Here is a 22,839-nt window from a genome sequence, read left to right as displayed (position 1 = left end):
AAGTAATGGAAAACAAAGGGAGGTAAATAGATGTATCGTTCGCATACTTGTGGGGAGCTTCGCTTAAGAGATGAAGGAAAACAAGTAAAACTTGCGGGCTGGGTTGATAGAATTAGAGACCTTGGCGGTGTAAAATTCATCGTTCTTAGGGACAGGTACGGTAAAACGCAAGTTGTTGTGAACCCTGATTCACCAGCCTATTCAATTGTAAATTCTATTTCCAGAGAAGATGTCATCAATGTAGAAGGCACCGTCCGTGCAAGACCCAAAGAGGCCGTGACCTCCGATCCAACAGGTGAGATAGAAGTTCTTGCTGAAAAGATAGAAATTCTTTCAAAATCTGAACTTCCGCCGTTCTATCCTGGTGATGATGTTTCTGAAGAAATGCGCTTGAAGTACAGATACTTAGACCTCAGAAATCCAAAGATGGCAAATAATCTTATAATCAGGCACAAAATGGCATTCCATGCGAGAGAATTCCTCACAAATCAAGGCTTTTTAGAAATCGAAACGCCATACTTAACAAAAAGCACGCCTGAAGGTGCCAGGGATTTCCTCGTGCCCTCAAGATTGAAAAAATGGAACTTCTACGCTCTCCCTCAGAGCCCACAACTTTTCAAGCAGATACTCATGATCGGTGGAATGGATAGATACTTCCAAATCGTACGATGCTTTCGTGATGAAGATCTAAGAGCTGATAGACAACCCGAATTCACGCAAATTGACATCGAAATGTCGTTTGTCCACATGGAAGATGTCTTGGAACTTGCGGAAAACCTCATTCGGTACATATATTCCAAAGTAGGGATACAGCTACCTGAGAAATTTGACAGAATACCATACGAAGAAGCGATGGAGAAGTACGGTTCAGATAAACCTGACAGAAGATACGGGATGGAGCTCCAAGATTTAACCAACTACTTTACAAACACCCAATTCAAAATCGTGGCAGATGTATTGAATAACGGAGGGTTTGTAAAAGGCTTTAAAACTAACATACCGATGAGTAGGAAGATAGCAGACGAATACTCGGAGTTTGTGAAAGCATTCGGCTTAGGTGGTGTACTGTGGTTTAAGATTGAAAATGGTCAAATCACCTCCACCACAGCGAAGTACTTAGAAAAAGAGTACACTGAAATATCGAAAGCCTTTGAAATGAAAGAAGGGGATGTTCTTATCCTTGCAGCCCACAGCAACAGGGAAAGACTGAACGAAGCATTAGGTGCTCTGAGGCTTAAGATAGGAAAAGAACACTTCAAAGTTGAAGGCTACGATGCCATGTGGATCATAGACTTCCCATTCCTCGAGTGGAGTGAAGAAGAAAACAGATTTGTTGCAAGACACCATCCATTCACAATGCCGTATGTCGAGGATTTAGAAAGCGGCGTTGAACTTTCAAAAATCAGGGCACATGCGTACGATATGGTTATCAACGGCTTCGAAGTCGGTGGTGGAAGTATAAGGATACACAGGAAGGATATACAAGAGAAAGTTTTTGATATAATAGGTTTGACGAAAGAAGAAATGGAAGAGAAATTCGGCTTTTTCTTGGAAGCACTCAAATACGGTGTACCACCGCACGGTGGAATAGCGTTTGGTTTGGACAGACTGGTTACCATCGCCGCTGGTGCTGACAGTATCAGGGAAGTTATAGCATTCCCGAAAACATCGAGCGGAACGTGTTTGTTAACAAATGCACCATCACCAGTTTCACAAAGGCAACTCGATGAGTTAGGAATTTCCTTAAAGCAGTAAATATCGCAACATTCAGCGTAAATGGGAGGTGTGCGTATGGCTATTAAGTTTGAGAAAAAGGAACAAGGTGACAAACTCATCATCTCTATACATGGCGAAATAGATGCGTATCATTCAGGAGAGGTTAAGAAATTCATCAAAGACGCCATTGCCGAGACTAAGTTACCAAAGATTGTACTCGATATGTCCGAGGTTAACTACATCGACAGTGCAGGGCTTGGTAGTTTAGTAGCGCTTTACAAAGATGCCAGAATGGCTGAAAAAGAACTCGTTCTTGCTTCGCTGAAACAAACCGTTATGAGAATATTTGAAATGACAAGGCTTGATAGAGTCTTCAAAATTGTCCAAACTGTTGAGGAGGCATGATAAATTGCACTGCAAGATAGCAATAGACGGACCAGCCGGCTCCGGAAAGACTACCGTTGCAAGAGAACTCGCCAAGAGGCTGGGAATTGAGTACCTTGATACAGGGGCAATGTATCGTATCGTTGGACTTTACTTACATAACTGCGGTGTAAATCCTGATTCAACTGAAGAAATCGAAAAAATACTTAACGAAGTTTCAATCGAATACAAAGATGGGGAGTACTATTTGAACGGCAAGAAAATAGGAGATGAGATCAGAACTGCTCAAGCGGGTGTTTACGCTTCCCAGTACGGGGCAAGCCCCGTAGTGAGGAAATTTTTGACAAAGCTGCAAAAAGAGATCTGTGCAAACAGAAGCATCGTTGCAGAAGGTCGTGATATCGGTACCGTCGTCATGCCGGATGCGCAAGTTAAAATATTCCTAGTCGCTTCGCCAGAAGTTAGGGCAAAGAGAAGATACGAAGAACTCAAAATGAAAGGTTTGGAAGTGAGTTACGACGAACTCCTTCGACAGATAATAGAACGAGACAAACTAGATTCTTCCAGAGAGATAGCCCCTTTGGTCAAAGCAGAGGATGCTATTGAGATCGATTCTTCGAACCTGAGCGTTGAGGAAGTGGTGGAGAAAATATTAGAAATCGTTAAAGAGCGATGTAAATTAACAAGGTAAAAAATGGCAAAGGAGAAAAATTTCCATGCCAGAAATTTTTATCGGTCCTGTTGGATTTTGTTTTGGTGTTGAAAGAGCCGTTGAGAAGGTTGAACAACTACTTCGGGAAGGAAGAAGTGTTCTCACAGATGGCGAGATAGTGCACAACAAGAACGTAATGTTGCACCTTAAGGAACTTGGTTTGAAAACACAGGACAATGTAAGTTCCGTTGGTGAGATTTTTGCTGTCAGAGCACATGGCTTACCTCCGAAGACAATAAAAGAGCTTTCGCAGCAATTTAAGATAGTAGACTTAACATGTCCTATAGTTTTAAACGTATTTAAGCTTGCTGAAAAGCTTAGAAGCGATGGATTTAGAATCGTTGCCTATGGTAACCCGCAACATGCGGAAATGGTAGCACTAAAAGGGCATGTTGAGGATTCCATAATCACCAAGACCCCAGTTCGCCTTGAACCAGGAAAGTGGGCAGTTATTAGTCAAACAACGAGTTCAAAGGAAGGGTATGAAAAATTCATAGAATTGATGAAAACACTAAACCCGGATTGCCAAATTGTCAGTTACAATACCATATGCAATGTCACTATTGAGCGAGAAAAATTTGCCAAAGTCTTTGGAGAAAAATGCGACTTAGTCATCGTTGTCGGTGGAAAGAACAGTTCAAATACAAAGAAGCTTTACGAAATCGCTTACCAGCAAGGCAATGCAAAAGCAATACATATTGAAGACCTTGAAGAATTTAAACATGTAATTTCTACTGATGCTGAGCTTTTGGAGACCCTTTCAAGTTCCAGTTCAAAGATTGGCATTTTAAGTGGTACTTCAACATCGAATAGCGATGTTAGCAACATCGTCAAATACATACTTGAAAAATACGGTGGGAGGGAACTTTTCATGGCGGAATTTGAGAAACTCAACAACGCTGTCCAGGAAGGGCAGGAAAACTTTGAAGAGTCAAAAGAAAACTTAGAACCTTCTTTTGAAGAACTCCTCAACGAATCTGAAAAGGCTATGGAACAGAATCGCGTGGGGAAGGGGCGCGTAGTTGAAGGTACCGTGACTGAGGTTACGCCAACGGGATTAAACGTAGATTTTGGATGGAAGGGCACAGGTGTTGTACCACTTGAAGAGCTTTACAGAGACCTTTCTGAATACAAAGTGGGGCAGAAAATCCTTGTTAGGATAGAAAAATTCAACGAGGAAGAAGGAACTGCCATTCTTTCTGAGAAAAAGCCGATGCAAAGAAAAGTTATGGAAGATATATTAAACGCATTCAACGAGGGAAAGACTGTCACAGGTAGGATCCTTGAAAGGATAAAAGGTGGATACAGAGTTCTTCTTGAAAACGTTGTGGAAGCGTTCCTTCCAGGTAGTGAATCTAATTTAAAGGAAGGTGAAGAATTACCAAGGGAAAAGATGCACTTTGCAGTCATTAATTTTGAGCAGCGCGGAAGAAAGACCAACATCGTCGTTTCAAGAAAAAAGCTTTTCCAAAAACTTGTTGAAGAATTCTTCCAAACGAAAAAACAAGGTGACGTTGTCGAAGGTATTGTTGAAAACATCGATGAACGTGGTGCATTTGTCAAAATCGGTGGTGTTTTGACTGGTTTCCTGCCAAATCAGGAAGTTTCTTACAACACGAATGCCAAGGCATCAGACGTACTTTCAGTTGGTAAAACCGTAAAATTGCAAATCAAAGAAATCGACCCAACAAGAAAAAGAATAACGCTAAGTTTAAAAGCTCTGATGCCAGATCCATGGGAAAATGTGACTAAGAAATTCCAAGTAGGACAGCAAGTTACAGGTATCGTCACATCGATAAAGCCGTTCGGTTTCTTTGCAAAGATTGATGATGGTATTGAAGGTCTCGTGCCCATATCAGAAATCTTCTGGGGCAAACCCGGAAAAGTCACTGACGTTGTTGCCGTTGGCGATGCGGTTAAATTGCAAATACTTGAAATCGTTCCTGAGAAAAGAAGAATTCTGCTTAGCTACAAATCCGTTGAGGGAAACCCGTGGGACAAGGTTGCGGAAAAATATCCGGAAGGAAGCATTGCTACTGGTAAGGTTGTAAAGGTACTTCCAAACGGAGTTATCGTCGAGCTTGAACCAAATATAACGGGTTTTTGCAACATTTCAGAAATATGCTGGAACTTCGTCGATAAAATAGAAGAGGTTGTAAAAGAAGGAGAACAAGTGAAATTCCAGATACTCTCAATCGACAAAGAAAATAAAAAGATCAAGGTCAGCATCCGAAGAGCAAAAGAAAACCCATGGGAGAAATTTGCCAAAAATCACAAAGAAGGAGATACGGTAAGCGCAAAGATTATCAAAGTCCTAGATAAAGGCTACATCGGTCTTTGTGAAGGCGTTGAAGTGTACATACCGAAAACACAAGTCTACGAAACGTTAAACATAGGCGACGAAGTAAGCGGAAAAATCATCAAACTTGAACCACAAAAAGATATTTACAAAATCATTGTAAGTCCTAAAGCACACGATGACGAAATTGCTTTGAAAACAGCAAAAGACGAAGAACAAAAAGGTACAGCTCAAGTGAGTATGGAGGGAAAATTGGAGAATGCTGTTGAATCCGAAGAACCAGAAAGGGGAGCAAGTAAAGACTGAAGGTCAGACAAATAAATCGTTCACCACAAACAAGTTACCAACGGTGCTGATAGTTGGTAAAAGCAATGTTGGAAAATCAACGCTCTTCAACAAGCTTATCGGCAAAAAGAAATCAATAGTTGCGGACGAGCGAGGAACAACCAGGGACGCGGTCGTTGACCGCGTCGTCTATTTTGACAAAACGTTCCAGCTTGTTGATACGTGCGGAATCTTTGAAGGAAAAGAAGACGAGATCTACGAAAAGAGTAGAGAATTCACGCTCAAGGCTCTGCAAGAAAGCGATTTGATACTCTTTGTGGTAGACGGAAAGAATGGACTTTCTTCCGAAGATCATACTATCGCCGATATGCTTAGAAAATCTGGGGTAGACGTTATCTTAGTAGCTAACAAATCAGAGAGCGAAAAGAACTACTCAAAGGTTTATCCCGAGCTTTTCAGTTTGGGATTTGGTGAACCTTTCCCTGTTTCCGCAGAACAGAGCAAAAACCTCGACGAATTGGTAGAATTGATCATCTCAAAGCTTGAAGAGAAAGGATACGATTTGAGCAGTGCACCGAAGTTGGAGAATCTCATAAGAGTAGCAATCGTTGGTAGACCAAACGCTGGCAAGTCTTCCCTTTTCAATATGATCGTAAAGGAAGAGCGTGCACTTGTAACACCGATAGCAGGAACAACACGCGATACAATAGATGAGATCGTCAAAATCGGGGATAAAAACTACCTCTTTGTTGATACTGCTGGATTGAGGAAAAAGAGTAGAATTGAAGACTTCATAGAACGTGTGAGCACGTTCAGAACTATAGACGCAATAGAACGCTCCGATGTGGTAGTTTTAGTTATCGACTCGACGGAGGGTATAACAAGACAAGACCAGAGAATAGCAGGGCTTGCTGAGAAGAATGGTAAAGGCATCGTCGTTGTTTTCAACAAGTGGGACTTGATCAAACATGCGGATAAAAGGGTCAAAGATTTTATGGACCAGTTCAGCGAAAAATTGTATTTTGTTGACTTTGCACCTGTTGTCTTTACGAGTGCGATAAACCACGTGGGCTACAAGGAACTCGTAAGGTCTATAAACACCGCTTACGATTCACTACACAGAAGGGTACCAACAAGTGCTGTGAATGCCGCCATTCAAAGGATGATAGCCCGACCACCTCATGGACTGAAACTCTACTACGGATTACAAGTAGATATTCGACCACCAACGTTTTTATTCTTTGTGAATAAATTAGAAGTGCCTGAGAGTTTCCAAAACGCGATAAGAAAAACAATAAGAGAGCAGGTCGATCCGTTTACTGGTGCTCCGATATTTTTGAAATTCAAGGAGAGAGAATAAACTTATGGGTAACTCTGAGCCTTTATCAGACGAATTCTTAGGCGCACTTGAACAGATGCTGAATGAGGCAAAACAAACGGCGTGCCCGCCGTGTGTGAAGTGTGGTTGGTGTTGTAGGCACACCGTTTGTTACTACGGCGAATGGGACTATGAGAAAAACCAGTGCAAATACTTAACGGAAGATAACCTCTGCAGTAAATTCGAAGAGATAAACGCGTACGAAGAAGCTCAAAAACTTGAAATTAGGCTCTTTGGAAGCGGATGTTGTTTGAACTACGAAAATCCCGACAGATTGAAAATTTTGAATCAGATGGATACAAGCGATGGGAAGGTGTGAGAATGCTCAGGGTTGATCAGTTGAAAAGGAAAATTCTTATTCGTAATATTGTAATTGCGTTCTTAGTCACTGGCCTTGTTTTGGCCATTGCGCTGTTTTGGGTAAAGTTCTACAGCATGGAAAACTCAAAAGCGCATTTCGAAAAAATAGACCTATCGCTTCGAAATTTCCTTGAAACACTCAATACGGTGATTTCCCATCACGATGATGAGTTAGAAAATTACGTCAAGGCCAACCTTCAGATAGCTAAAACGCTTATTGAGAATCTAAATGAAAATGAAGCTTTAGAAAAAATAAACGAACAACTTTCAAGAGTTGTATTGAATAACATACCAAGTCTTTTTGTTGACTTAAACGTAGCTTTGATAAATGAAAAGGGAGACATTATAAGAGCTACAGGTTACCTATCAAACGTAGAAAACATCGGTTTTAAACCTAACGTTCTTCTTGCAGGTTCGTTGCCACATATCACCGGTTTCGTTCCCGGTACAGCTCGTATGGTAAAATACGTGTGGCTAAAACTTTCTGAGACAGACAACAGATATCTGCTTTTCACCTTCTACTTAAATCAAAAGTTGTACGATGGATTCATAAAGGGCTTGTCAGGACTTACAGCTGGAAATATCTTGGAGATTGCGATATATGTTGATTATGAGAACAGACTGGACACTTCTAAGAAGACACCCGATCAAGTGATTGCGAGAGGATTTACGCGACAGTACTTCAAGGCAGGTTGGTTACAAGATATTTATTATAAAGCATATGATTTCTCTTCTTACGGAGAAATTAAAATTCCGATCTATCTAAAAGTGGTTTTTGATTTCAGAAAAATCTTGTTTTATGTTCTTACATTCATGCTTACACTTGTTGTAAGTGTCACTGTTTTCACGATCCTTTCCACTAACGCAACCGTAAAGCCATTTGCCTCAGATATGAGTAAGTTATCGATTGCCGTAAGAGAAATTGGAAATACGGGTACCCTACCACCAGCTGGTAATTTTAACCTGGTTGAGACACAGGAGTTTTACGAAACATTGTCAGCGATACTCCAAGAGCTTAGCGCAACAATGGAAGAGCTCGAAGCAACTAATGAAGAACTAATGCGTTCCTACGACGAGCTAAGGCTCAAGAGCGAAGAATTCAGAAGGTTATTGGTCAGCATTTCTGAAAAACTAGCTGTTATAGCTGAAGGATACGACGAAAACACTGGTCAACACATCTATAGAGTTAAGCGACTCTCAAAATTGCTCGCAGAAAAATTAGGCTTAGCCGATGAGAAGATCGAAGATGTGGATATGTTTGCCAGCTTGCACGATATTGGTAAGATCTTCATACCGAAAGAGATACTGCTCAAACCGGGAAAATTAACACCAGAAGAATGGGAAGAGATGAAAAAACATACTGTTTACGCAAAAAGGATATTGGATGTACCTGGATTTGAAACCGCGTTGAACATTGCACTGTACCACCACGAAAATCATGATGGTTCTGGTTACCCATTTGGTTTGGTTGGAGAGGAAATACCAATCGAAGCGCAAATTGTCAAGATAGTAGACGTATACGATGCTCTGCGCTCCGATCGACCGTATAAAAAAGGTATGTCGCATGAAGAAGCACTGAGGATCATTCTCGAAGGAGATGGAAGGACTTCACCAGAGCACTTTTCACCGAAAGTGCTCGATATATTTAAAGAACACCATGAGGAGATTCGAAAAATTTGGGAGGAATTGAAATAGTTTTCTTTCGGTTTATTCTTTAACCCTTTTCCAAAAATCTTTTTCTTTCTCCATTTCCGCAACTGCTTCGTATATAAGTGATTCAGCGGTCGAATCACTATTTATGTTGTGTTTGACAAAACCCACATAAACATTGCACATGAGTCCTTCATTTGTTATTAAGTCAACTATCCTTCTTCTGAAGTGCTCTGCGAAGAACACACCGTACTCGTATAGGACAATAGCGTACGTGGGCCCCGCTATATGGATCACAAAATCTCCCATTTTTGTCTCTTCGTTTAGTATCTTCTCCAGCTTTTCTTTTTCTTGTTCGCACGTCTTTCCTTCAAATTCCACACAAACAACACCGAGCAGATGATTTTCTCTTTTTGAAAGTTCCATGTATTTCTTTAGTATCTCAGTCCCTATACTGTAAGCATAGACACCTTTTGTCTCATCGATTACTTTCTGTGCAAGCGCTTGCCTATTTAATTCAAGTGCTTGTTCGTAGCGTACTTTTTGAGCGTTCAAAATGCTTTTGAAAATCAAGATGGTTATTATGTAGATACCAGCGAAGATGAAAATCATATATGTTTGTAAACCTAAAGTTGTTCTGCTAACTTGCGTTCTAAAATACGAGTTAAAGAGATTATCCAACTCACCAGACGATTTCATCAACGCTATCGTTTTGTCGATCTTTTCTAACACATCCTTACTGGCAATTTCCGAGCCTTTGCGTATTGCAAATTTGAGTTGAACAGGGCTGAAAACAAAAGATGTGGCTCTCACTCTGGGATACTTATCGCTGTTGACAAGATACGATAGTCTGCTAACCACTCCAGCAATTGCGATACCATCGTTCACAGCTTTTATTACACTCTCGTATGTATCGAATCCTGCGTAATTTGGACGTACATCAAACGACTGGGCGATTTCCAAAAATCTTTGAAAGTATATATCGCCACGATTAACGGCTACTGTTTTCCCATCCAATTCGCTGATATCGCTGAGCGTTTTAAAACTAACAAGCACACCCCAATTCATCAACACGGGTTCTTTGTTAAACGAATACAATTTTTCTCGCTCAGGAGTATGCGCAACGCAAACCACCATATCTATGTAACCTTTATTCAGCTGCTGCATAAGGTCTGCAAATTCACCAAAAATAAATTCTACGTCATAACTACTCAAAATACCAGACTTTCTAAGTGCGTCTATAAACAATCCTTTTGGTTTGCCGTTGTCGTTGAAGGTCAGTGGATAGTTATCGTAGTAACCTATCTTTATCGCAGAGAACAAAATCGATGGCAGTAAACACAACGATACCAAAACGATAAGCAACTTTGCCAAGAACTTTCTCCTTTCGGCTATCACATGTTCACCTCTGACTCCTTCCGACTTCTAAGAACAAGTTAAATTAGTTCTTACTTGTAGGCTCTTTTATCACAATTATACCACAACCGCAAAGTCATTTTCCAACTAATTGGAATTAACTTCGCTCAACTCTTGACTAAACGGAAATATATGATAAAATTCGAGTGCGTAAATTTGGAAAAGTACCCCAATCCACACGCCAACCCGTTTCCCACCTCGGTGCCTTGCAAAATTGAGAATTTAAAGACCATGTGCAAGGTCGGTGGGTCAAGGGGGCGGAGGATAAAACCAAATCATGGAGGTGTAGGTATGCCAGTGGTAACTATGAAACAGCTCTTGGAAGCAGGTGTTCACTTTGGACACAGGACGCAAAGATGGAACCCAAAGATGAAGCCGTACATTTACGGTGCAAGGAAAGGTATTTACATCATCGACCTTCAGAAAACAGTTAAACTACTCGACGAAGCTTACGATTTTGTAAGAGATGTCGCGAGCAAGGGTGGAACGATCCTTTTTGTCGGAACGAAAAAACAAGCACAGCAAGTAGTTAAGAACGAGGCCGAAAGATGCGGAGGATTCTACGTTAACAACAGATGGCTCGGCGGACTTCTTACAAACTTCTCCACAATCCAGTCGAGAATTCAGAAACTCATCGAACTCGAGGAAATGGAAGCAAACGGTGAACTCGACAAGCTGCCAAAGAAGGAACAGAGTAAACTCAGAAAAAAGCTCGAAAAACTCAGAAAGAACCTCGGTGGCGTGAAGAACATGAAGAGTTTACCAGATGTTATCTTCATAGTCGACCCGAGAAAAGAAAAGATCGCCGTTGAGGAAGCCAACCACCTCAAAATTCCAATAGTTGCAATGGTTGACACCAACTGCGACCCTGATCCAATCGACTACGTGATCCCATCGAATGACGATGCAATAAGAGCTATTGCACTCATCGCTGGTAAAATAGCCGATGCATACCTCGAAGGTCGCGAAGGGGTACCGTACTCAACAGAAGAAGCAATGCCTGCAACAGTTGAAACAGAAGAAATCGAAATTAATATCCCAGAAAACCTTGACGAAGAAGAAATATAAGAGCTGTAATTTAAAACGAAGCCCTCGGAAAAAACCGAGGGCTTTTTAATTCATTTGATTTATACCGTCTTCAGTGCATTTCTTTACTTTTCAAATAGGAGTTAGCCACAAGTGATACGAGTATTAAAACCATTCCAAGTATCTGCAATGCCGCAATCTTCTCATGTCTGATGACACTACCAGCAATTACTGAAATCACCGTTGTCAAATTCGAAAAAAGCGAAGAGACCGTTGGCGGAACTTTGCTGAGCATGAAATTCACCAAAAAGAACGCGACTGTTGAAGAAAGCACACCAAGGTACAATGCTCCCATTATAACAGCCGGATGGAGTGTTACCTTGAACTGACCTGTGAAGATACTCACCAAAAAGAAGAACACAAAACCCGTTATCATCATGAAGAACGTCGTCTCCACAGGTGTGAACTGTGCAGACAACTTCCTCGAGAAGATATTGTAAAGAGCTGCAGAAAGCACAGCACCTAAGATCAAGAGCTTTCCGACAAGCGCTCCTTGCTCAAAACCACCACTCGCAACGATAAGAAAGACACCAAAAAAGCTCAGAAAAGCGAACAGAAATTGGTACCATTTTATTCTTTCCTTCAATAGCAAAGGACTCAGAACGGTAATTACAATCGGAATCAAAGCGATCAACATCCCTGCTTCCGAAGAAGTCGCAAATCTTAACCCGTTTGTTTCAAAAACAAAGTACAGAATCGGCTGAAATAAAGCCACCTTCCACAATTTCCAATATGGCTTTTTTGACAACCTGATAACTCCAACACCAACGAGCAAAAGCATAACGATACTTGCCACCGCAAACCTGTAAGCTAAAAACGTGTAGACGTTGATGTGCTGTATGCTGTTTTTGGTAAAAAGAAAAGACAATCCAAATATAGTAGAAACGGCTACTCCAGATATATAAACCTTCCAGTTCACAGGGACCACCTCATCTTCATCGATAAGAAAGTTCGCATTCCGCACAATTTTATGTCTCTATTTTATCAAAAATAATCCTTTCATCAAGAAGAGTTTTATGTAACAAAAATCCGAACAACACCGTATTGTAAGCTCTCAAGAAATTGACAAATCGACAAATCTGTGGTAATATATTAGCAGACTTGGATGTTGATTGCTAATAAGTTTGATAATAATAGAACAGCAAGAATGGATATACAAAAAAGCGAGGTGATAGTTAAGTATGCTCGGAAACGATATCACCGAAAGGCAGAAGAAAGTTCTCTATTGTATCGTTCAAGAGTACATCAATACCAAAACCCCAGTGAGTTCAAAAAGGGTTTTGGAAAGTGCTACGATTGAAAGGTCTGGTGCCACTATCAGAAACGACATGAATCGGTTGATGAGAACAGGCTATATATACCAGCCGCACACATCAGCTGGTCGTGTCCCAACGGACAAAGGTCTCAGGTTTTATGTAAACGAACTTAGGAAAATTAGAGAAGAAATAAAATCAAAGAGCACACACGTCGAAGTTGCGGCACGTTTCCCTATCGGTGATATGGAAAAGGTCCTTACAGGTGCCGCAAAACTTTTAAGTTCTTCAACAAAAGGTATGGTTGTCATCGAAAAACCGAGTCCGTTAACTTTAAGGATAAAAAGGATAGTTGTCACACCTGTAAGCAAGAATTTTTCGATCGCGAATATAATAACATCGCTTGGTCTAAGCTCATCAATCCCGATCCAACACAGTGAACTCGACGATACGGAAAAAATAGAAGAAATGCTCAACAAAGTAATGACAGGACTAACTTTGAACGAATTCAGATCCAAGCTTAGGGATATTCTCGCTCGAATAAATAACTTGAGCAATTTAAACAACTTCAAAGAGAACGATTTCGGAACGCTCAGCCGAGGTTTCCTGGAAATAACTGAAAGACTATCAGTTGAGAGTTACGAAGATTACATAACAGAGGGACTACCAAACTTACTTTCAAATGAAAGAATCAACCTGAAGAAATTGCAGAACATCCTTGCATACGTCGCGTCGGACACATTCTACAAAGAACTCTTTGAGCTTGAAAACGATATATTCATCGGTAAAGAACACGGCCTTAGATTCTTGGAAGACTTCTCGGTAATGCTCGGTCAGTTTTATTCAGAAGATACACCTGTTGGGCGCGTTGCTGTCATCTTTGACAAATACGGGAGATATGACTTAGTCATCGACAGCTTTGAATTCATGCTCAACAGATTGAGTGAATACTTCACTGTTGTATCGAGAAATATCTAAAATCAATCCAGATAAGAAGGAGGTTGAGACCATGTGTGAAGAAAAGAAAATAAACGAAATGAAAGAAATGCAAAACAATAATTCGCAAAATTTAAATGAGATAAAGGAGAACGAAGAGATGAATCAGAACGGATTATTCGAGGAAAACAAGCAGTTAAAGGAGAAAATAGCCGAACTTGAAAACCAACTAAAAGAAATCCAGAATGCAGCACGCATAATCAAAGCAACGTTTGAAAACTACAAATTGGACGTCGACAGGCAGCTGAAAGATGCCTCAAAGTCAACCGCACTTCGCATCATCAAAGCACTTATACCAATTTTAGATGACTTCAAGAGGGCTTTTAAGTACTACGAATCCGATAATGACCTGGAAAAGTTCAAACTTGGAGTAGAGAAGATATATGAAAAACTCTTGAAGACCTTGGAGAACGAAGGATTAAGGGTTATAGACGCAACAGGTAAATTCGACCCGTTCAACCATGAAGCCTTTGAGAAAGAAGAACGCGATGATGTTGAAGAATACACAATCCTTGAAGTTATTGAAGACGGTTACACATTCAACGGACAGGTTGTAAAACCAACGAAAGTGCGCGTTGCTGTAAAACCAAGGAAGAAGGCAAAAACATCTGAGAACATGACAGAGAACAAGCAAGAGAATGAGCAATAAAAAATGACAAGCAGAGGTGATACAATATGCCAGCAAGAAAAGATTACTACGAAATACTTGGCGTGCCAAGAAATGCATCAGAAGATGAGATAAAGGCGGCTTACAAGAAGCTTGTTAAAGAGTGGCATCCAGATAGGCATACGGGAGATAAGAAAAAGGAAGCCGAGCAAAGATTTAAAGAGATACAGGAAGCTTACGAGGTGCTGAGCGACCCACAGAAACGTGCAATGTACGATAAGTTTGGATACGTAGGTGAAGGTGGCTACGTTTACGAGCCGTCCGGTAGGGGCAACGGATTTGGATTTGAAGATATAAGTGATATCTTCAGGGACTTCTTAAATGATGATATATTCAACATATTCTTTGGAGGGCATAGAACAAGTACATCGCAAACGCAACGAACAACAGGTGGTAGAAGGTATGCCAAAAGAGGAGAGGATATAAACCTTGAAGTGACCATTTCAGAAGCTGACGTCTTTACTGGAAGAGATGTAACCGTTGAGTACGACAGGTATGAATTGTGCGAGAACTGTAAGGGAGAAGGAGTAGAACCTGGAAGTAAATGGGTGACATGTTCGAAGTGCCATGGAACTGGCGTTGTTCGGGAAGAGAGAAGAACACCGTTCGGTGTGTTTATTAACCAATATACCTGTGACGTCTGCGGTGGTAGCGGTACAATTCCGGGAGAAACCTGCCATGTGTGTAAAGGAGCAGGAAGAATTAGAAGAAAAACAAACGCGGTCGTGAACATCCCAGCAGGTGTAGAAGATGGAGCGGTTATCAGAATTCCGAGAAAAGGGAATGCTGGAACAAACGGTGGAGATTACGGAGATTTGTATGTCCACGTTAAAGTTAGAAAAACAAGCGACTACAAACGCGAAGGTGATGATATAATAGTAACTGTTCCCGTTGATTACATCAGTGCTATACTCGGTGGCATCGTATATGTTACATTGCCAAACGGCGAACGAGTTCCAGTGGAGATACCTGCAGGGACACAGCCCAACGAACGTATAGTTATCAAAGGCAAGGGCATTCCAAACGCAAGGACAGGTAGACGTGGCAATCTAATAGTAGAAGTGAAGGTCTCAATCCCAAGGAAAGTCTCATCAAAAGAGAGAAAACTCCTTGAAGAAATAGCCAAAGAAAGGGGCATAGAAATTTGAGACTTGACAGAGACAAACTAAATACTACGAGAAAGGCTTTAAAATATAGTAAATCACGTAGGAACAAAGCGTTCAGAAATCGAGAGGCTCTTAATCCGCTAGGTTCTTCAACCCATTCCAGTGGGCCAGAGCTCAAAAAATCGCAAAGACATGCTAAATCAAAAACCTTTATTTCAATTACTCTGCTATTTTTAATTCTGGGGATTTTCGTTCTTAGTTTTGGATTCATTTTCTCACGCAGCTCGACGTTTTTGGCCTTTTTAAAAGGTATTTCCAGTTCAACTCAGCTAACCGCAAAGATTGACAAAGAGATAACAATCGACAAAGGTTTCGAATCACGGATATCAAGAGTTATTAGCACGCCTGATGGGTTTGTAGGAATAGGTTCCACCATAGATGACGAAAGTGAAAAATATCAAATACTTTTGACCAAAGTCGATGATGACGGTAACATCGTATGGGTTAAAACCTTCGGTGCTGAGAATGACGACTTTGGATATGATATTGTTCAAATCGATGAGGGTTTTTTTGCTCTTGGAACAACCTCTTCGAAAAGCTTAGGTACCAGAGGAAGATATGATGTTTTGCTTTTGCGTTTAGACAAGAATGGAAACACTATTTGGCAAAAAACTTACGGGGGGCCGGATTGGGACAGGGCATATCGAATGGTAAGAGCTGGGAACAACTTCGTATTTGTCGGTGATAACTATGCCAAGGGTAACGACGTAACAGCGAACTTCGGCGAACATGATTACTGGACTGTTATGTTCTCAAGTGATGGAAAAATCATCTGGGATAGAAGCTTCGGTGGTACACGCTGGGATAGAGCTTACGCTGTCGGCTATGATCCAATGAAAGGTCAAATACTCGTTGCCGGATCAAGTAATTCATTCACAGACGGAACAAGGTACGACGGGTATGTTGTTAGCTACAATTCGGCTGGGCAGTTAATTTGGCAGACCGTCTTAACCAATTCACATACTCTCTGGCCTATGGACTTGTCTATCACAGAGAAAGCTATCTTTGTTTCCGGATACGTGTACGAAAATTTCAATGATGCTAACTCTGAAAGATTGGGAACCGAACGTGCATTCATCGCAAAGCTTACAATAAACGGTCAAGTGGAGTATATAAAAACATTTGGTGAGAACGTGAGAATCCATTCTGTGTTGAACAGTTTGCAAAGTGAAGGACAAAATGGAATAGATATGCTCTACTTTGCAGGTTATAAATACGATGGCGAAAAGAAACTCCCTTGGTACGGCCTTTTTGAATACGACAAAAGCTCAGGCAAGCTACAGGTCGTTGAGAAAACCATCGATACAGACTACGGCATGCTCTTTTCGATATCGTATGACGAAAAAAGAAATGTTTTTGTTTTATCCGGTACTATCATGAAGGATGGAAAGATGAAAGGTCTAATCAAGTTGTTGTCAAATATCGAGAGCTAAAATCAGATAACAATATAGACTGCTCGATTCATTCGAGCAGTTTTTTTATCGAATCTTTGTAATTTCTACCTACTGGGATGATTTCTCCATTTGAGAGCTCGAGTGCTATCGTACCAAAGTAATTCCGGATTATCTTCTTTATCTTCTCAACATTGATTATGTAAGACTTATGTACCCTTAAAAACTTTTCCGCAGGAAGCTTGGCTTCGCAATCTTTGAGAGAAGTTCTTGTCTTCAGTTTCCTGTCCTCTGCAACAACTATCGTTTCACCTTCTTCAGAAGTTAGAAAAACTATCTCGTCAACGTTCAAAAATAGAATCTCATCACCAACCTCCACAATAAACTTTCCACTCTTTACCTTCTGCGCCAAATCCTTCACTTTTTCTATACTCTGAGAAATACCCACTCTTTCTAAAGAGCTCAATTTTCTGACTTTTTCAATGGCTTCTTGCAGTCTTTCTTTCTTTATAGGTTTCAACAAGTAATCTACCGCATTCTCTTCAAACGCCTTTACAGCGTACTCGGAATACGCTGTTGTAAATATCACGTATGGCCTGTGGCTAACATGTTCAAGTACATAGAATCCATCTTGTTCTCCTAAGTTTATGTCAAGAAATACGATGTCAGGCTTCTTCTCGTTAATGATTGCTATCGCTTCCTCCGCATCTTTGGCAACGCCAAGCACATCTAATCCTTCCTCTTTCACCATCTTTTCCAATAACAATGCCAAAAGCTTCTCATCTTCGACTATAACGCAAGTCATATGCTCCCCCCTAAAAAGCACTAAACACTTTAAACCCTTTGCCAAGAAAGTATAACTGTGGTACCCTTTTCAGGGTAGCTTTCAACCTTTAGCTCAACGTTCCTTGCAAACGCTTTCAGCAATTCCTCAACAAGTTTTAAACCCGTGCCGGGAACTATGTTTTCACTACCTTTCCCATCATCGATGACCTTAATAACGACACGACCATTCTCAATAAAGCATTCGATAAGTATTTTTCTTCCGTCCTTAGACTTAGCGATCCCGTGGATTACAGCGTTCTCAACGATAGGCTGGAGCACCAATGATGGAATTCTAACCTTGTCGCATTCTGCATCGACTTTGATTTCGTAGTTCAGCCCTTCTATCCGAAGCTTCTGAATTTCCAAGTACCGAGCTGCTAACTCAAGTTCATCTTTCAACGTCCAAACCTCCGGTGCTTGAAAGACCGTTCTGAAGAGTTCCGCAAGATTTGAGAGATATTCTTTAACAGCTTCTGGTGCCTCACCTAAATCCAGCATCGATATCGCTGTACTCAACGAATTGTAAAGAAAGTGTGGATTCGTTTTGTATCGGATAACCTGTATACTCAACTTCTGCTGTGCACCTTTAAGCTTTTCGTACTCTCGCAGCTGTCTTTCTAATTCCCTCCTGAGTGTGAGGTAAGCAATACCAAACGAAACCAGTAAAAATGTTGAGACGACAAGTAGCGAATTGGTGAAGTTTGCAAGTGAATCTTCGGAATACTTAGAAATCCACATCCCAGATATGTTCAAGAACAAGAAAGTAATGCCAACGATAGCAACTACGACTAAGAGAAAATACAAAAATCTGCTCCATTTCGATTTAGAAGATGCAATCAACTCCTTTGCCCAAGCTCTGAAAATATAGTAGGTGAGCCCGACCGTGTTCACAATGATGAATATAGAAACGACGGAAATAAAATACAGATTAGAAGGGAGAAAATACATAGTATACACAAAGATAACAAGCGCTATTAATTGCAAAAATAGGAAAACCCGCACAAAAATCGCCCCTCACAATGTCTTGTAAATACTCATATAATAAGAATTCATCACAAATAACGCTCAGTTCTCGTCTAATAACTTGTGTATCCAAATAAAATTTTATCATGAAACTTACGAAACTTTACCAACTACTTCTTATATGCTGAGTGAGAAATTCAAAAAAATTTTGCAAAGTCTGTCAAATGTCTCACTCAAGCTGTTTATTCAACATAATTTACTTTGTTTATCATATAAGTGATTTTTTTCACTAAAGTTATTGACACACGCTATCAGCAGTGGTAAAATAAGAATGTAATGTGAAAAATATCACAATTATTCCGCTTCCATTTTTAATCTGGTCAACCAATTTTTCTCAATCAAGTACGTATGCTTTTAAATTCTCAAAAAGCACCAAAACATCGAGCTGAAGGATATTTTGAAGATAGTAATTTTCGTTTTTCAACAGAACTTTATAACTTTGAAGAGAAGGAGGAATAAGCGTATGCTAAGAATTATCCAGTCACCTATGAAATACATCCAAGGAGCTGGTGCTTTACACTACATCGGAAAGTATCTGGAACCTTTTGGAAAAAGATATTTCATCATTGCCGATGAGTTTGTGATGAACTTGACGAGAGAAACTATCGAAAAAAGTCTCAACCAACACGGCATCGAAGGAGTATTTGAAATATTCAAAGGAGAGTGCTCAAAGAACGAGATAAGTAGATTGGTGAGCTTGTTACGAACACATAAATGCTCGGGAGTTATAGGAGTAGGTGGAGGAAAGGCTCTTGATACAGCAAAGGCCGTCGCCTATTATGGAAACACTCCTGTCATTATTGTTCCAACAATTGCATCGACCGACGCACCGTGTAGTGCTCTATCGGTGATTTATACTGACGATGGTGTTTTCGAGGAATACTTACTATTCCCCAAAAACCCAGATATTGTAATCGTCGATACGGAAATTATCTCAAAAGCACCTGTTAGATTACTTGTGGCAGGTATGGGTGATGCCCTTGCAACATACTTTGAAGCGAAAGCGTGTTATGATTCACATGCGATTACTATGGCTGGCGGGGAACCAACACTCACCGCTATTACAATAGCCAGATTATGCTATGAAACCTTAATAAACGAAGGTTACAAGGCTAAATTATCTGCAGAGGCAAAAGTTGTTACAGAAGCGCTCGAAAGAATTGTTGAGGCTAACATATATCTGAGCGGTGTTGGGTTTGAAAGCGGTGGTTTAGCAGCCGCTCATGCAATTCATAACGGCTTTACGTTGGTTGAAGATTGCCATCATCTATACCACGGCGAAAAAGTAGCATTTGGAACACTTGCCCAGCTAGTTTTGCAAAATAGTTCGGAGAAAGAAATAGAAGAAGTTTTAGATTTTTGTGTTAAAGTAGGCTTACCAGTAACCTTGGAACAAATGGGAATTTTAGATGGCACAGAAGAGAAAATACGAATTGTTTCACAAGCCGCGTGCGCAGAAGGCGAAACAATTCATAATATGCCGTTTAAGGTTACACCAGATATGGTTTATGCGGCAATTATCACTGCAGATATGTTAGGCAAAGATTATTTGAAGCGAAAGCAAATCAAGAGCAATCAACACTGATAAACACGAAACAGTTGATTAAACCTTTCTCTAAGTTATTGAAAATCTCCAAAAAAATCCTTGGCTTCCGCCAAGGATTTTTCTATTGATTCGTTGCTCTTATTTTCTTAATTCGAGCTTTTTTAACTCACCTGAGAGCATCTTAGAGACAATTTCGTTTATTGAAGTGCGAGGCTTTACAAGATAAATATCTACGCCTCTTTCTTTAAGGTCTTCAAACATATGCGGACCAATTCTCACGGCAACTACCGCATCTATTTCTCCCGTTGAGGCAAAAACCTCTTCATGTCCATGTCCGTGTTCATGCTCATGTCCGAACTCGCGTCCATGTCCATATCCATGTGCATGTTCGTGATGCCCGGGTTCGTAGTGTCCATGGTGCCCATGGTTTCCGTGACTTCTCGCATGGAGGTTGTCTACCAAAATTCTTGAAATCTCTTTCCCATCTTTAATTTCCACTTTCATGAAATACATAGCTCTTCCGAAATGATCCGCAACTACGTTACCATCGTCCGTTGGAATAACAAACCTCATAACGCCACCTCCTGAATTCTAAAATATCTTTGTTAATAATTGAGAAATTTCTCAAAAGCGTCTTTTAGATCAGCTATATAGTTAGTAAGTTCTTCTAGATATCTGGAACCTTCTTCAGTAACTTCGTAAACTTTCCTCACTCCACCATTTCCCTCTTCAAGAGAGTACCTTAAAAACCCGAGCGAATTAAGTTTTCTCAACAAGCTATAAACAACACTTTGGTCATGTTTAAATGGATAATACTCGGAATTGATTATCTTCTCGTACAAATCGTACCCGTGCATTGGTTTTTTCAATAGCTCTTTCAAAATAGCTGCCGTTAAGTAGTCTCCAACCGAAAATCCCATTTCTCCACATCTGTGAGGACCATGCCCTTGGTGACTACATCCACATTTTCTACGCAAACCTCACACCTCCATTAACACGTCTAAGATAAGTAAGATAAGAGTGTTCCACTTTCCAAAATGATTATATATCATTACTGATAAATTGTCAATACTGTGTAAAAACAAAACCCTCGGGCCTGAAAGCGCCGAGGGCTGGGGGTACTGGTATGAGGAAGCTTCTCTGGGACAAAACTATCTTAACGCATTACACATCGAAATACAAATCGTATTCTTTCGGATGTGGAACGGAATTGACCTGTCTTTCTTCAATTAACTTTGTTTTTACCCAATGTTCGATTAGCTCTTTTGGGAATGTGGTTAGAAATTGATGGTTGTTTTTCAAAGCAACGCAGCTTTCTTCTAGCGACTTTGGTAGTGGTTTCAGTTCCTTTTCGTACACATCCCCTTCGAAAGGTCCAAAGCCTTCTGCTGTTGGATCTGTATGCTTTCTGATGCCATCGACACCTGCCAATATCATTGCAGCAAAGCCAAGGTACGGATTACATGTTGCATCTATCGTTCTGAACTCTATTCTGCGCTTTTCGGGATCTTTTACGTACGCCGGAATTCTTATAGCTGATGTTCTATTTGCAAGTGCAAACACAGCGTTCGTTGGTGCCTCAAATCCTGGAACCAAGCGACGATACGAGTTCGTTGATGGATTGGTGAAAGCCATGAGTGCTGGTGCGTTCTTCAACACACCACCGATATACCAGAGAGCCTCTTGCGAAAGGTTGTAAAGCTTGTCTCCGTTGAATATGTTCTTACCGTTCTTTTTCAAGAATTGGTGCACGTGCATACCGTTGCCCGCTTCATCGTACAACGGTTTGGGCATGAACGTCACCAAGTAACCGTATTGCTTCGCAACCATTCTTGCAACGTGTTTGACAAGCATCGTGTAATCTGCCGCTTTCAACGCGTCAACAAGTGTCAGTTCAATTTCCACCTGACACGTTCCAACCTCGTGGTGGTGGTACTTCACAGGTACACCGTACTCAAGCAACTTTTTAACAATCGCATTCCTTACTTCCATCAACCTGTCAAACGGCGGAATTCTGTGGTAACCTTTTTTTCTTCCAATAAAATACTCACCCGTTTCACCTGACTTCCAAAAACCTTCCCCACTATCGATTTCGACCATTATCCTGTTCGGCTTTACATCGTATCTCACATCTTCGAATATGTGGAACTCGTACTCTGGTCCAAGGTAAACCTCATCTGCAATGTCTTTTATTGATTCAAGAGTCTTCTTCAAAATCGTCCTTGGGTCATGCGAACATGGTGTCATATTCTCAACTTCATAGACATCGCAAATCATTGAGAGAACTTTTTCACCATCGTATTCTTCTATTATCGCAGTCTCCGGATCAGGGATTATAACCATATCACTACTGAAGACCTCAGCATAGCCGAGGTTGGAAGCGTCAAATCCTACACCTTCGACAAAAGTTTTTTCAGAAAAATTGGTCTTCGCAAGCGTCACGTGCCTCCATCTGCCCCACAGGTCGACAACTTTAAGGTCGATAAAATTTATTCCCTCTTGTTCTACCAGCTTTAGAATCTGAGAACTGGTCATTTCGTTCCCTCCCAGAATTCGAAGATTTATGCACTGCACTTTCTTCCATACTAATGCTATCATGGTTTTTTTAGAGAAACAAATTACAACAGTTCAATGGAGCGTACAAAAAACGATTTACCTTTACCTATTCTCAGAACTTCTCATCTTT

Annotated in this window: 20 protein-coding genes; 13 read left to right on the top strand and 7 right to left on the bottom strand. The window is 40.7% G+C overall.

The window, feature by feature from the left end; genetic code table 11:
• Positions 1-30: 30 nt before the first annotated feature.
• From aspS to NA23_RS09570, 7 genes are read left to right on the top strand one after another with little or no spacing between them, the layout of a single operon-like run.
• Positions 31-1,755 (top strand): aspartate--tRNA ligase, encoded by a 1,725-nt coding sequence (gene aspS / locus NA23_RS09600; protein ID WP_033191720.1) that lies wholly within the window; start codon positions 31-33, stop codon positions 1,753-1,755.
• 36 nt (positions 1,756-1,791) lie between these two features.
• Positions 1,792-2,121, top strand: a complete 330-nt coding sequence (locus NA23_RS09595) for an STAS domain-containing protein (RefSeq protein WP_090222193.1) — start codon at positions 1,792-1,794, stop codon at positions 2,119-2,121.
• Positions 2,122-2,125: 4 nt separating this feature from the next.
• Positions 2,126-2,791, top strand: a complete 666-nt coding sequence (gene cmk, locus NA23_RS09590) for a (d)CMP kinase (RefSeq protein ID WP_033191722.1) — start codon at positions 2,126-2,128, stop codon at positions 2,789-2,791.
• Positions 2,792-2,816: 25 nt separating this feature from the next.
• Positions 2,817-5,417, top strand: coding sequence for a 4-hydroxy-3-methylbut-2-enyl diphosphate reductase (gene ispH / locus NA23_RS09585; RefSeq protein ID WP_033191723.1), 2,601 nt, complete (start codon positions 2,817-2,819; stop codon positions 5,415-5,417).
• On the top strand, positions 5,371-6,756 hold the full coding sequence (gene der, locus NA23_RS09580; RefSeq protein WP_090222195.1) for a ribosome biogenesis GTPase Der: 1,386 nt from the start codon (positions 5,371-5,373) through the stop codon (positions 6,754-6,756). The genes ispH and der overlap by 47 nt, the downstream gene beginning before the upstream one ends.
• Positions 6,757-6,760: 4 nt before the next feature.
• A complete protein-coding gene (locus NA23_RS09575; protein WP_033191724.1) occupies positions 6,761-7,093 on the top strand; it encodes a hypothetical protein in 333 nt (110 codons plus the stop codon).
• Between the two features lie 2 nt (positions 7,094-7,095).
• Positions 7,096-8,829, top strand: a complete 1,734-nt coding sequence (locus NA23_RS09570) for an HD-GYP domain-containing protein (protein WP_033191725.1) — start codon at positions 7,096-7,098, stop codon at positions 8,827-8,829.
• A 12-nt stretch (positions 8,830-8,841) separates the two neighbouring features.
• On the opposite strand, the gene NA23_RS09565 is transcribed toward NA23_RS09570, so the two are convergent.
• A complete protein-coding gene (locus NA23_RS09565) occupies positions 8,842-10,182 on the bottom strand; it encodes a substrate-binding periplasmic protein (protein WP_033191726.1) in 1,341 nt (446 codons plus the stop codon).
• 309 nt (positions 10,183-10,491) lie between these two features.
• Between NA23_RS09565 and rpsB the strand changes: the two genes are divergently transcribed.
• Positions 10,492-11,268 carry a 30S ribosomal protein S2 gene (gene rpsB / locus NA23_RS09560; RefSeq protein WP_033191727.1) on the top strand — a complete coding sequence of 259 codons (777 nt, stop codon included), beginning with the start codon at positions 10,492-10,494 and terminating at the stop codon, positions 11,266-11,268.
• 70 nt (positions 11,269-11,338) lie between these two features.
• On the opposite strand, the gene NA23_RS09555 is transcribed toward rpsB, so the two are convergent.
• On the bottom strand, positions 11,339-12,205 hold the full coding sequence (locus NA23_RS09555; RefSeq protein ID WP_033191728.1) for a DMT family transporter: 867 nt from the start codon (positions 12,203-12,205) through the stop codon (positions 11,339-11,341).
• A gap of 262 nt (positions 12,206-12,467) precedes the next feature.
• Here NA23_RS09555 and hrcA point away from each other — a divergent pair, with 262 nt between their 5' ends.
• The 4 genes from hrcA to NA23_RS09535 all read left to right on the top strand — a co-directional run bounded on the left by hrcA (position 12,468) and on the right by NA23_RS09535 (position 16,801).
• On the top strand, positions 12,468-13,517 hold the full coding sequence (gene hrcA, locus NA23_RS09550) for a heat-inducible transcriptional repressor HrcA (RefSeq protein WP_033191729.1): 1,050 nt from the start codon (positions 12,468-12,470) through the stop codon (positions 13,515-13,517).
• A gap of 31 nt (positions 13,518-13,548) precedes the next feature.
• Entirely contained in the window at positions 13,549-14,184 is a 636-nt protein-coding gene (locus tag NA23_RS09545; protein ID WP_052107150.1) for a nucleotide exchange factor GrpE, read from the top strand.
• A 26-nt stretch (positions 14,185-14,210) separates the two neighbouring features.
• Entirely contained in the window at positions 14,211-15,350 is a 1,140-nt protein-coding gene (gene dnaJ, locus NA23_RS09540; protein WP_033191730.1) for a molecular chaperone DnaJ, read from the top strand.
• Between the two features lie 251 nt (positions 15,351-15,601).
• Complete coding sequence (locus NA23_RS09535) at positions 15,602-16,801, top strand: hypothetical protein (protein WP_249477060.1); 1,200 nt, start codon at positions 15,602-15,604, stop codon at positions 16,799-16,801.
• A 28-nt stretch (positions 16,802-16,829) separates the two neighbouring features.
• Here NA23_RS09535 and NA23_RS09530 read toward each other — a convergent pair whose 3' ends face one another.
• Together NA23_RS09530 and NA23_RS09525 are read right to left on the bottom strand one after the other, a co-directional pair.
• Positions 16,830-17,564: a LytR/AlgR family response regulator transcription factor gene (locus NA23_RS09530; RefSeq protein WP_033191732.1), complete on the bottom strand. Its 735-nt coding sequence runs from the start codon at positions 17,562-17,564 to the stop codon at positions 16,830-16,832.
• Between the two features lie 29 nt (positions 17,565-17,593).
• Positions 17,594-18,388, bottom strand: coding sequence for a sensor histidine kinase (locus NA23_RS09525; protein WP_249477058.1), 795 nt, complete (start codon positions 18,386-18,388; stop codon positions 17,594-17,596).
• A gap of 682 nt (positions 18,389-19,070) precedes the next feature.
• Here NA23_RS09525 and NA23_RS09520 point away from each other — a divergent pair.
• On the top strand, positions 19,071-20,192 hold the full coding sequence (locus NA23_RS09520; protein WP_033191734.1) for a glycerol dehydrogenase: 1,122 nt from the start codon (positions 19,071-19,073) through the stop codon (positions 20,190-20,192).
• Between the two features lie 99 nt (positions 20,193-20,291).
• Here the strand turns inward: NA23_RS09520 and NA23_RS09515 are convergent, their stop codons facing one another.
• The 3 genes from NA23_RS09515 to glnA all read right to left on the bottom strand — a co-directional run bounded on the left by NA23_RS09515 (position 20,292) and on the right by glnA (position 22,688).
• Positions 20,292-20,726: a NifB/NifX family molybdenum-iron cluster-binding protein gene (locus NA23_RS09515; protein WP_033191735.1), complete on the bottom strand. Its 435-nt coding sequence runs from the start codon at positions 20,724-20,726 to the stop codon at positions 20,292-20,294.
• A gap of 32 nt (positions 20,727-20,758) precedes the next feature.
• Positions 20,759-21,130: a PadR family transcriptional regulator gene (locus NA23_RS09510; RefSeq protein ID WP_033191736.1), complete on the bottom strand. Its 372-nt coding sequence runs from the start codon at positions 21,128-21,130 to the stop codon at positions 20,759-20,761.
• A gap of 187 nt (positions 21,131-21,317) precedes the next feature.
• Positions 21,318-22,688, bottom strand: a complete 1,371-nt coding sequence (glnA, locus tag NA23_RS09505) for a type I glutamate--ammonia ligase (RefSeq protein ID WP_033191737.1) — start codon at positions 22,686-22,688, stop codon at positions 21,318-21,320.
• Between the last annotated feature and the right edge of the window lie 151 nt (positions 22,689-22,839).

This window comes from Fervidobacterium islandicum (assembly GCF_000767275.3).
GTDB classification, from domain to species: Bacteria; Thermotogota; Thermotogae; order Thermotogales; family Fervidobacteriaceae; genus Fervidobacterium; species Fervidobacterium islandicum.
This window is presented reverse-complemented; position numbering and strand designations above follow the sequence as displayed.

What these genes read in the sequence shown, in the direction of transcription:
- aspS (WP_033191720.1), top strand. Translation starts at nt 31, where the DNA reads ATGTATCGTTCGCATACTTGTGGGGAGCTTCGCTTAAGAGATGAAGGA.
- NA23_RS09595 (WP_090222193.1), top strand. Translation starts at nt 1,792, where the DNA reads ATGGCTATTAAGTTTGAGAAAAAGGAACAAGGTGACAAACTCATCATC.
- ispH (WP_033191723.1), top strand. Translation starts at nt 2,817, where the DNA reads ATGCCAGAAATTTTTATCGGTCCTGTTGGATTTTGTTTTGGTGTTGAA.
- der (WP_090222195.1), top strand. Translation starts at nt 5,371, where the DNA reads ATGCTGTTGAATCCGAAGAACCAGAAAGGGGAGCAAGTAAAGACTGAA.
- NA23_RS09575 (WP_033191724.1), top strand. Translation starts at nt 6,761, where the DNA reads ATGGGTAACTCTGAGCCTTTATCAGACGAATTCTTAGGCGCACTTGAA.
- NA23_RS09570 (WP_033191725.1), top strand. Translation starts at nt 7,096, where the DNA reads ATGCTCAGGGTTGATCAGTTGAAAAGGAAAATTCTTATTCGTAATATT.
- rpsB (WP_033191727.1), top strand. Translation starts at nt 10,492, where the DNA reads ATGCCAGTGGTAACTATGAAACAGCTCTTGGAAGCAGGTGTTCACTTT.
- hrcA (WP_033191729.1), top strand. Translation starts at nt 12,468, where the DNA reads ATGCTCGGAAACGATATCACCGAAAGGCAGAAGAAAGTTCTCTATTGT.
- NA23_RS09545 (WP_052107150.1), top strand. Translation starts at nt 13,549, where the DNA reads ATGTGTGAAGAAAAGAAAATAAACGAAATGAAAGAAATGCAAAACAAT.
- dnaJ (WP_033191730.1), top strand. Translation starts at nt 14,211, where the DNA reads ATGCCAGCAAGAAAAGATTACTACGAAATACTTGGCGTGCCAAGAAAT.
- NA23_RS09530 (WP_033191732.1), bottom strand. Translation starts at nt 17,564, where the DNA reads ATGACTTGCGTTATAGTCGAAGATGAGAAGCTTTTGGCATTGTTATTG.
- NA23_RS09520 (WP_033191734.1), top strand. Translation starts at nt 19,071, where the DNA reads ATGCTAAGAATTATCCAGTCACCTATGAAATACATCCAAGGAGCTGGT.
- NA23_RS09515 (WP_033191735.1), bottom strand. Translation starts at nt 20,726, where the DNA reads ATGAGGTTTGTTATTCCAACGGACGATGGTAACGTAGTTGCGGATCAT.
- glnA (WP_033191737.1), bottom strand. Translation starts at nt 22,688, where the DNA reads ATGACCAGTTCTCAGATTCTAAAGCTGGTAGAACAAGAGGGAATAAAT.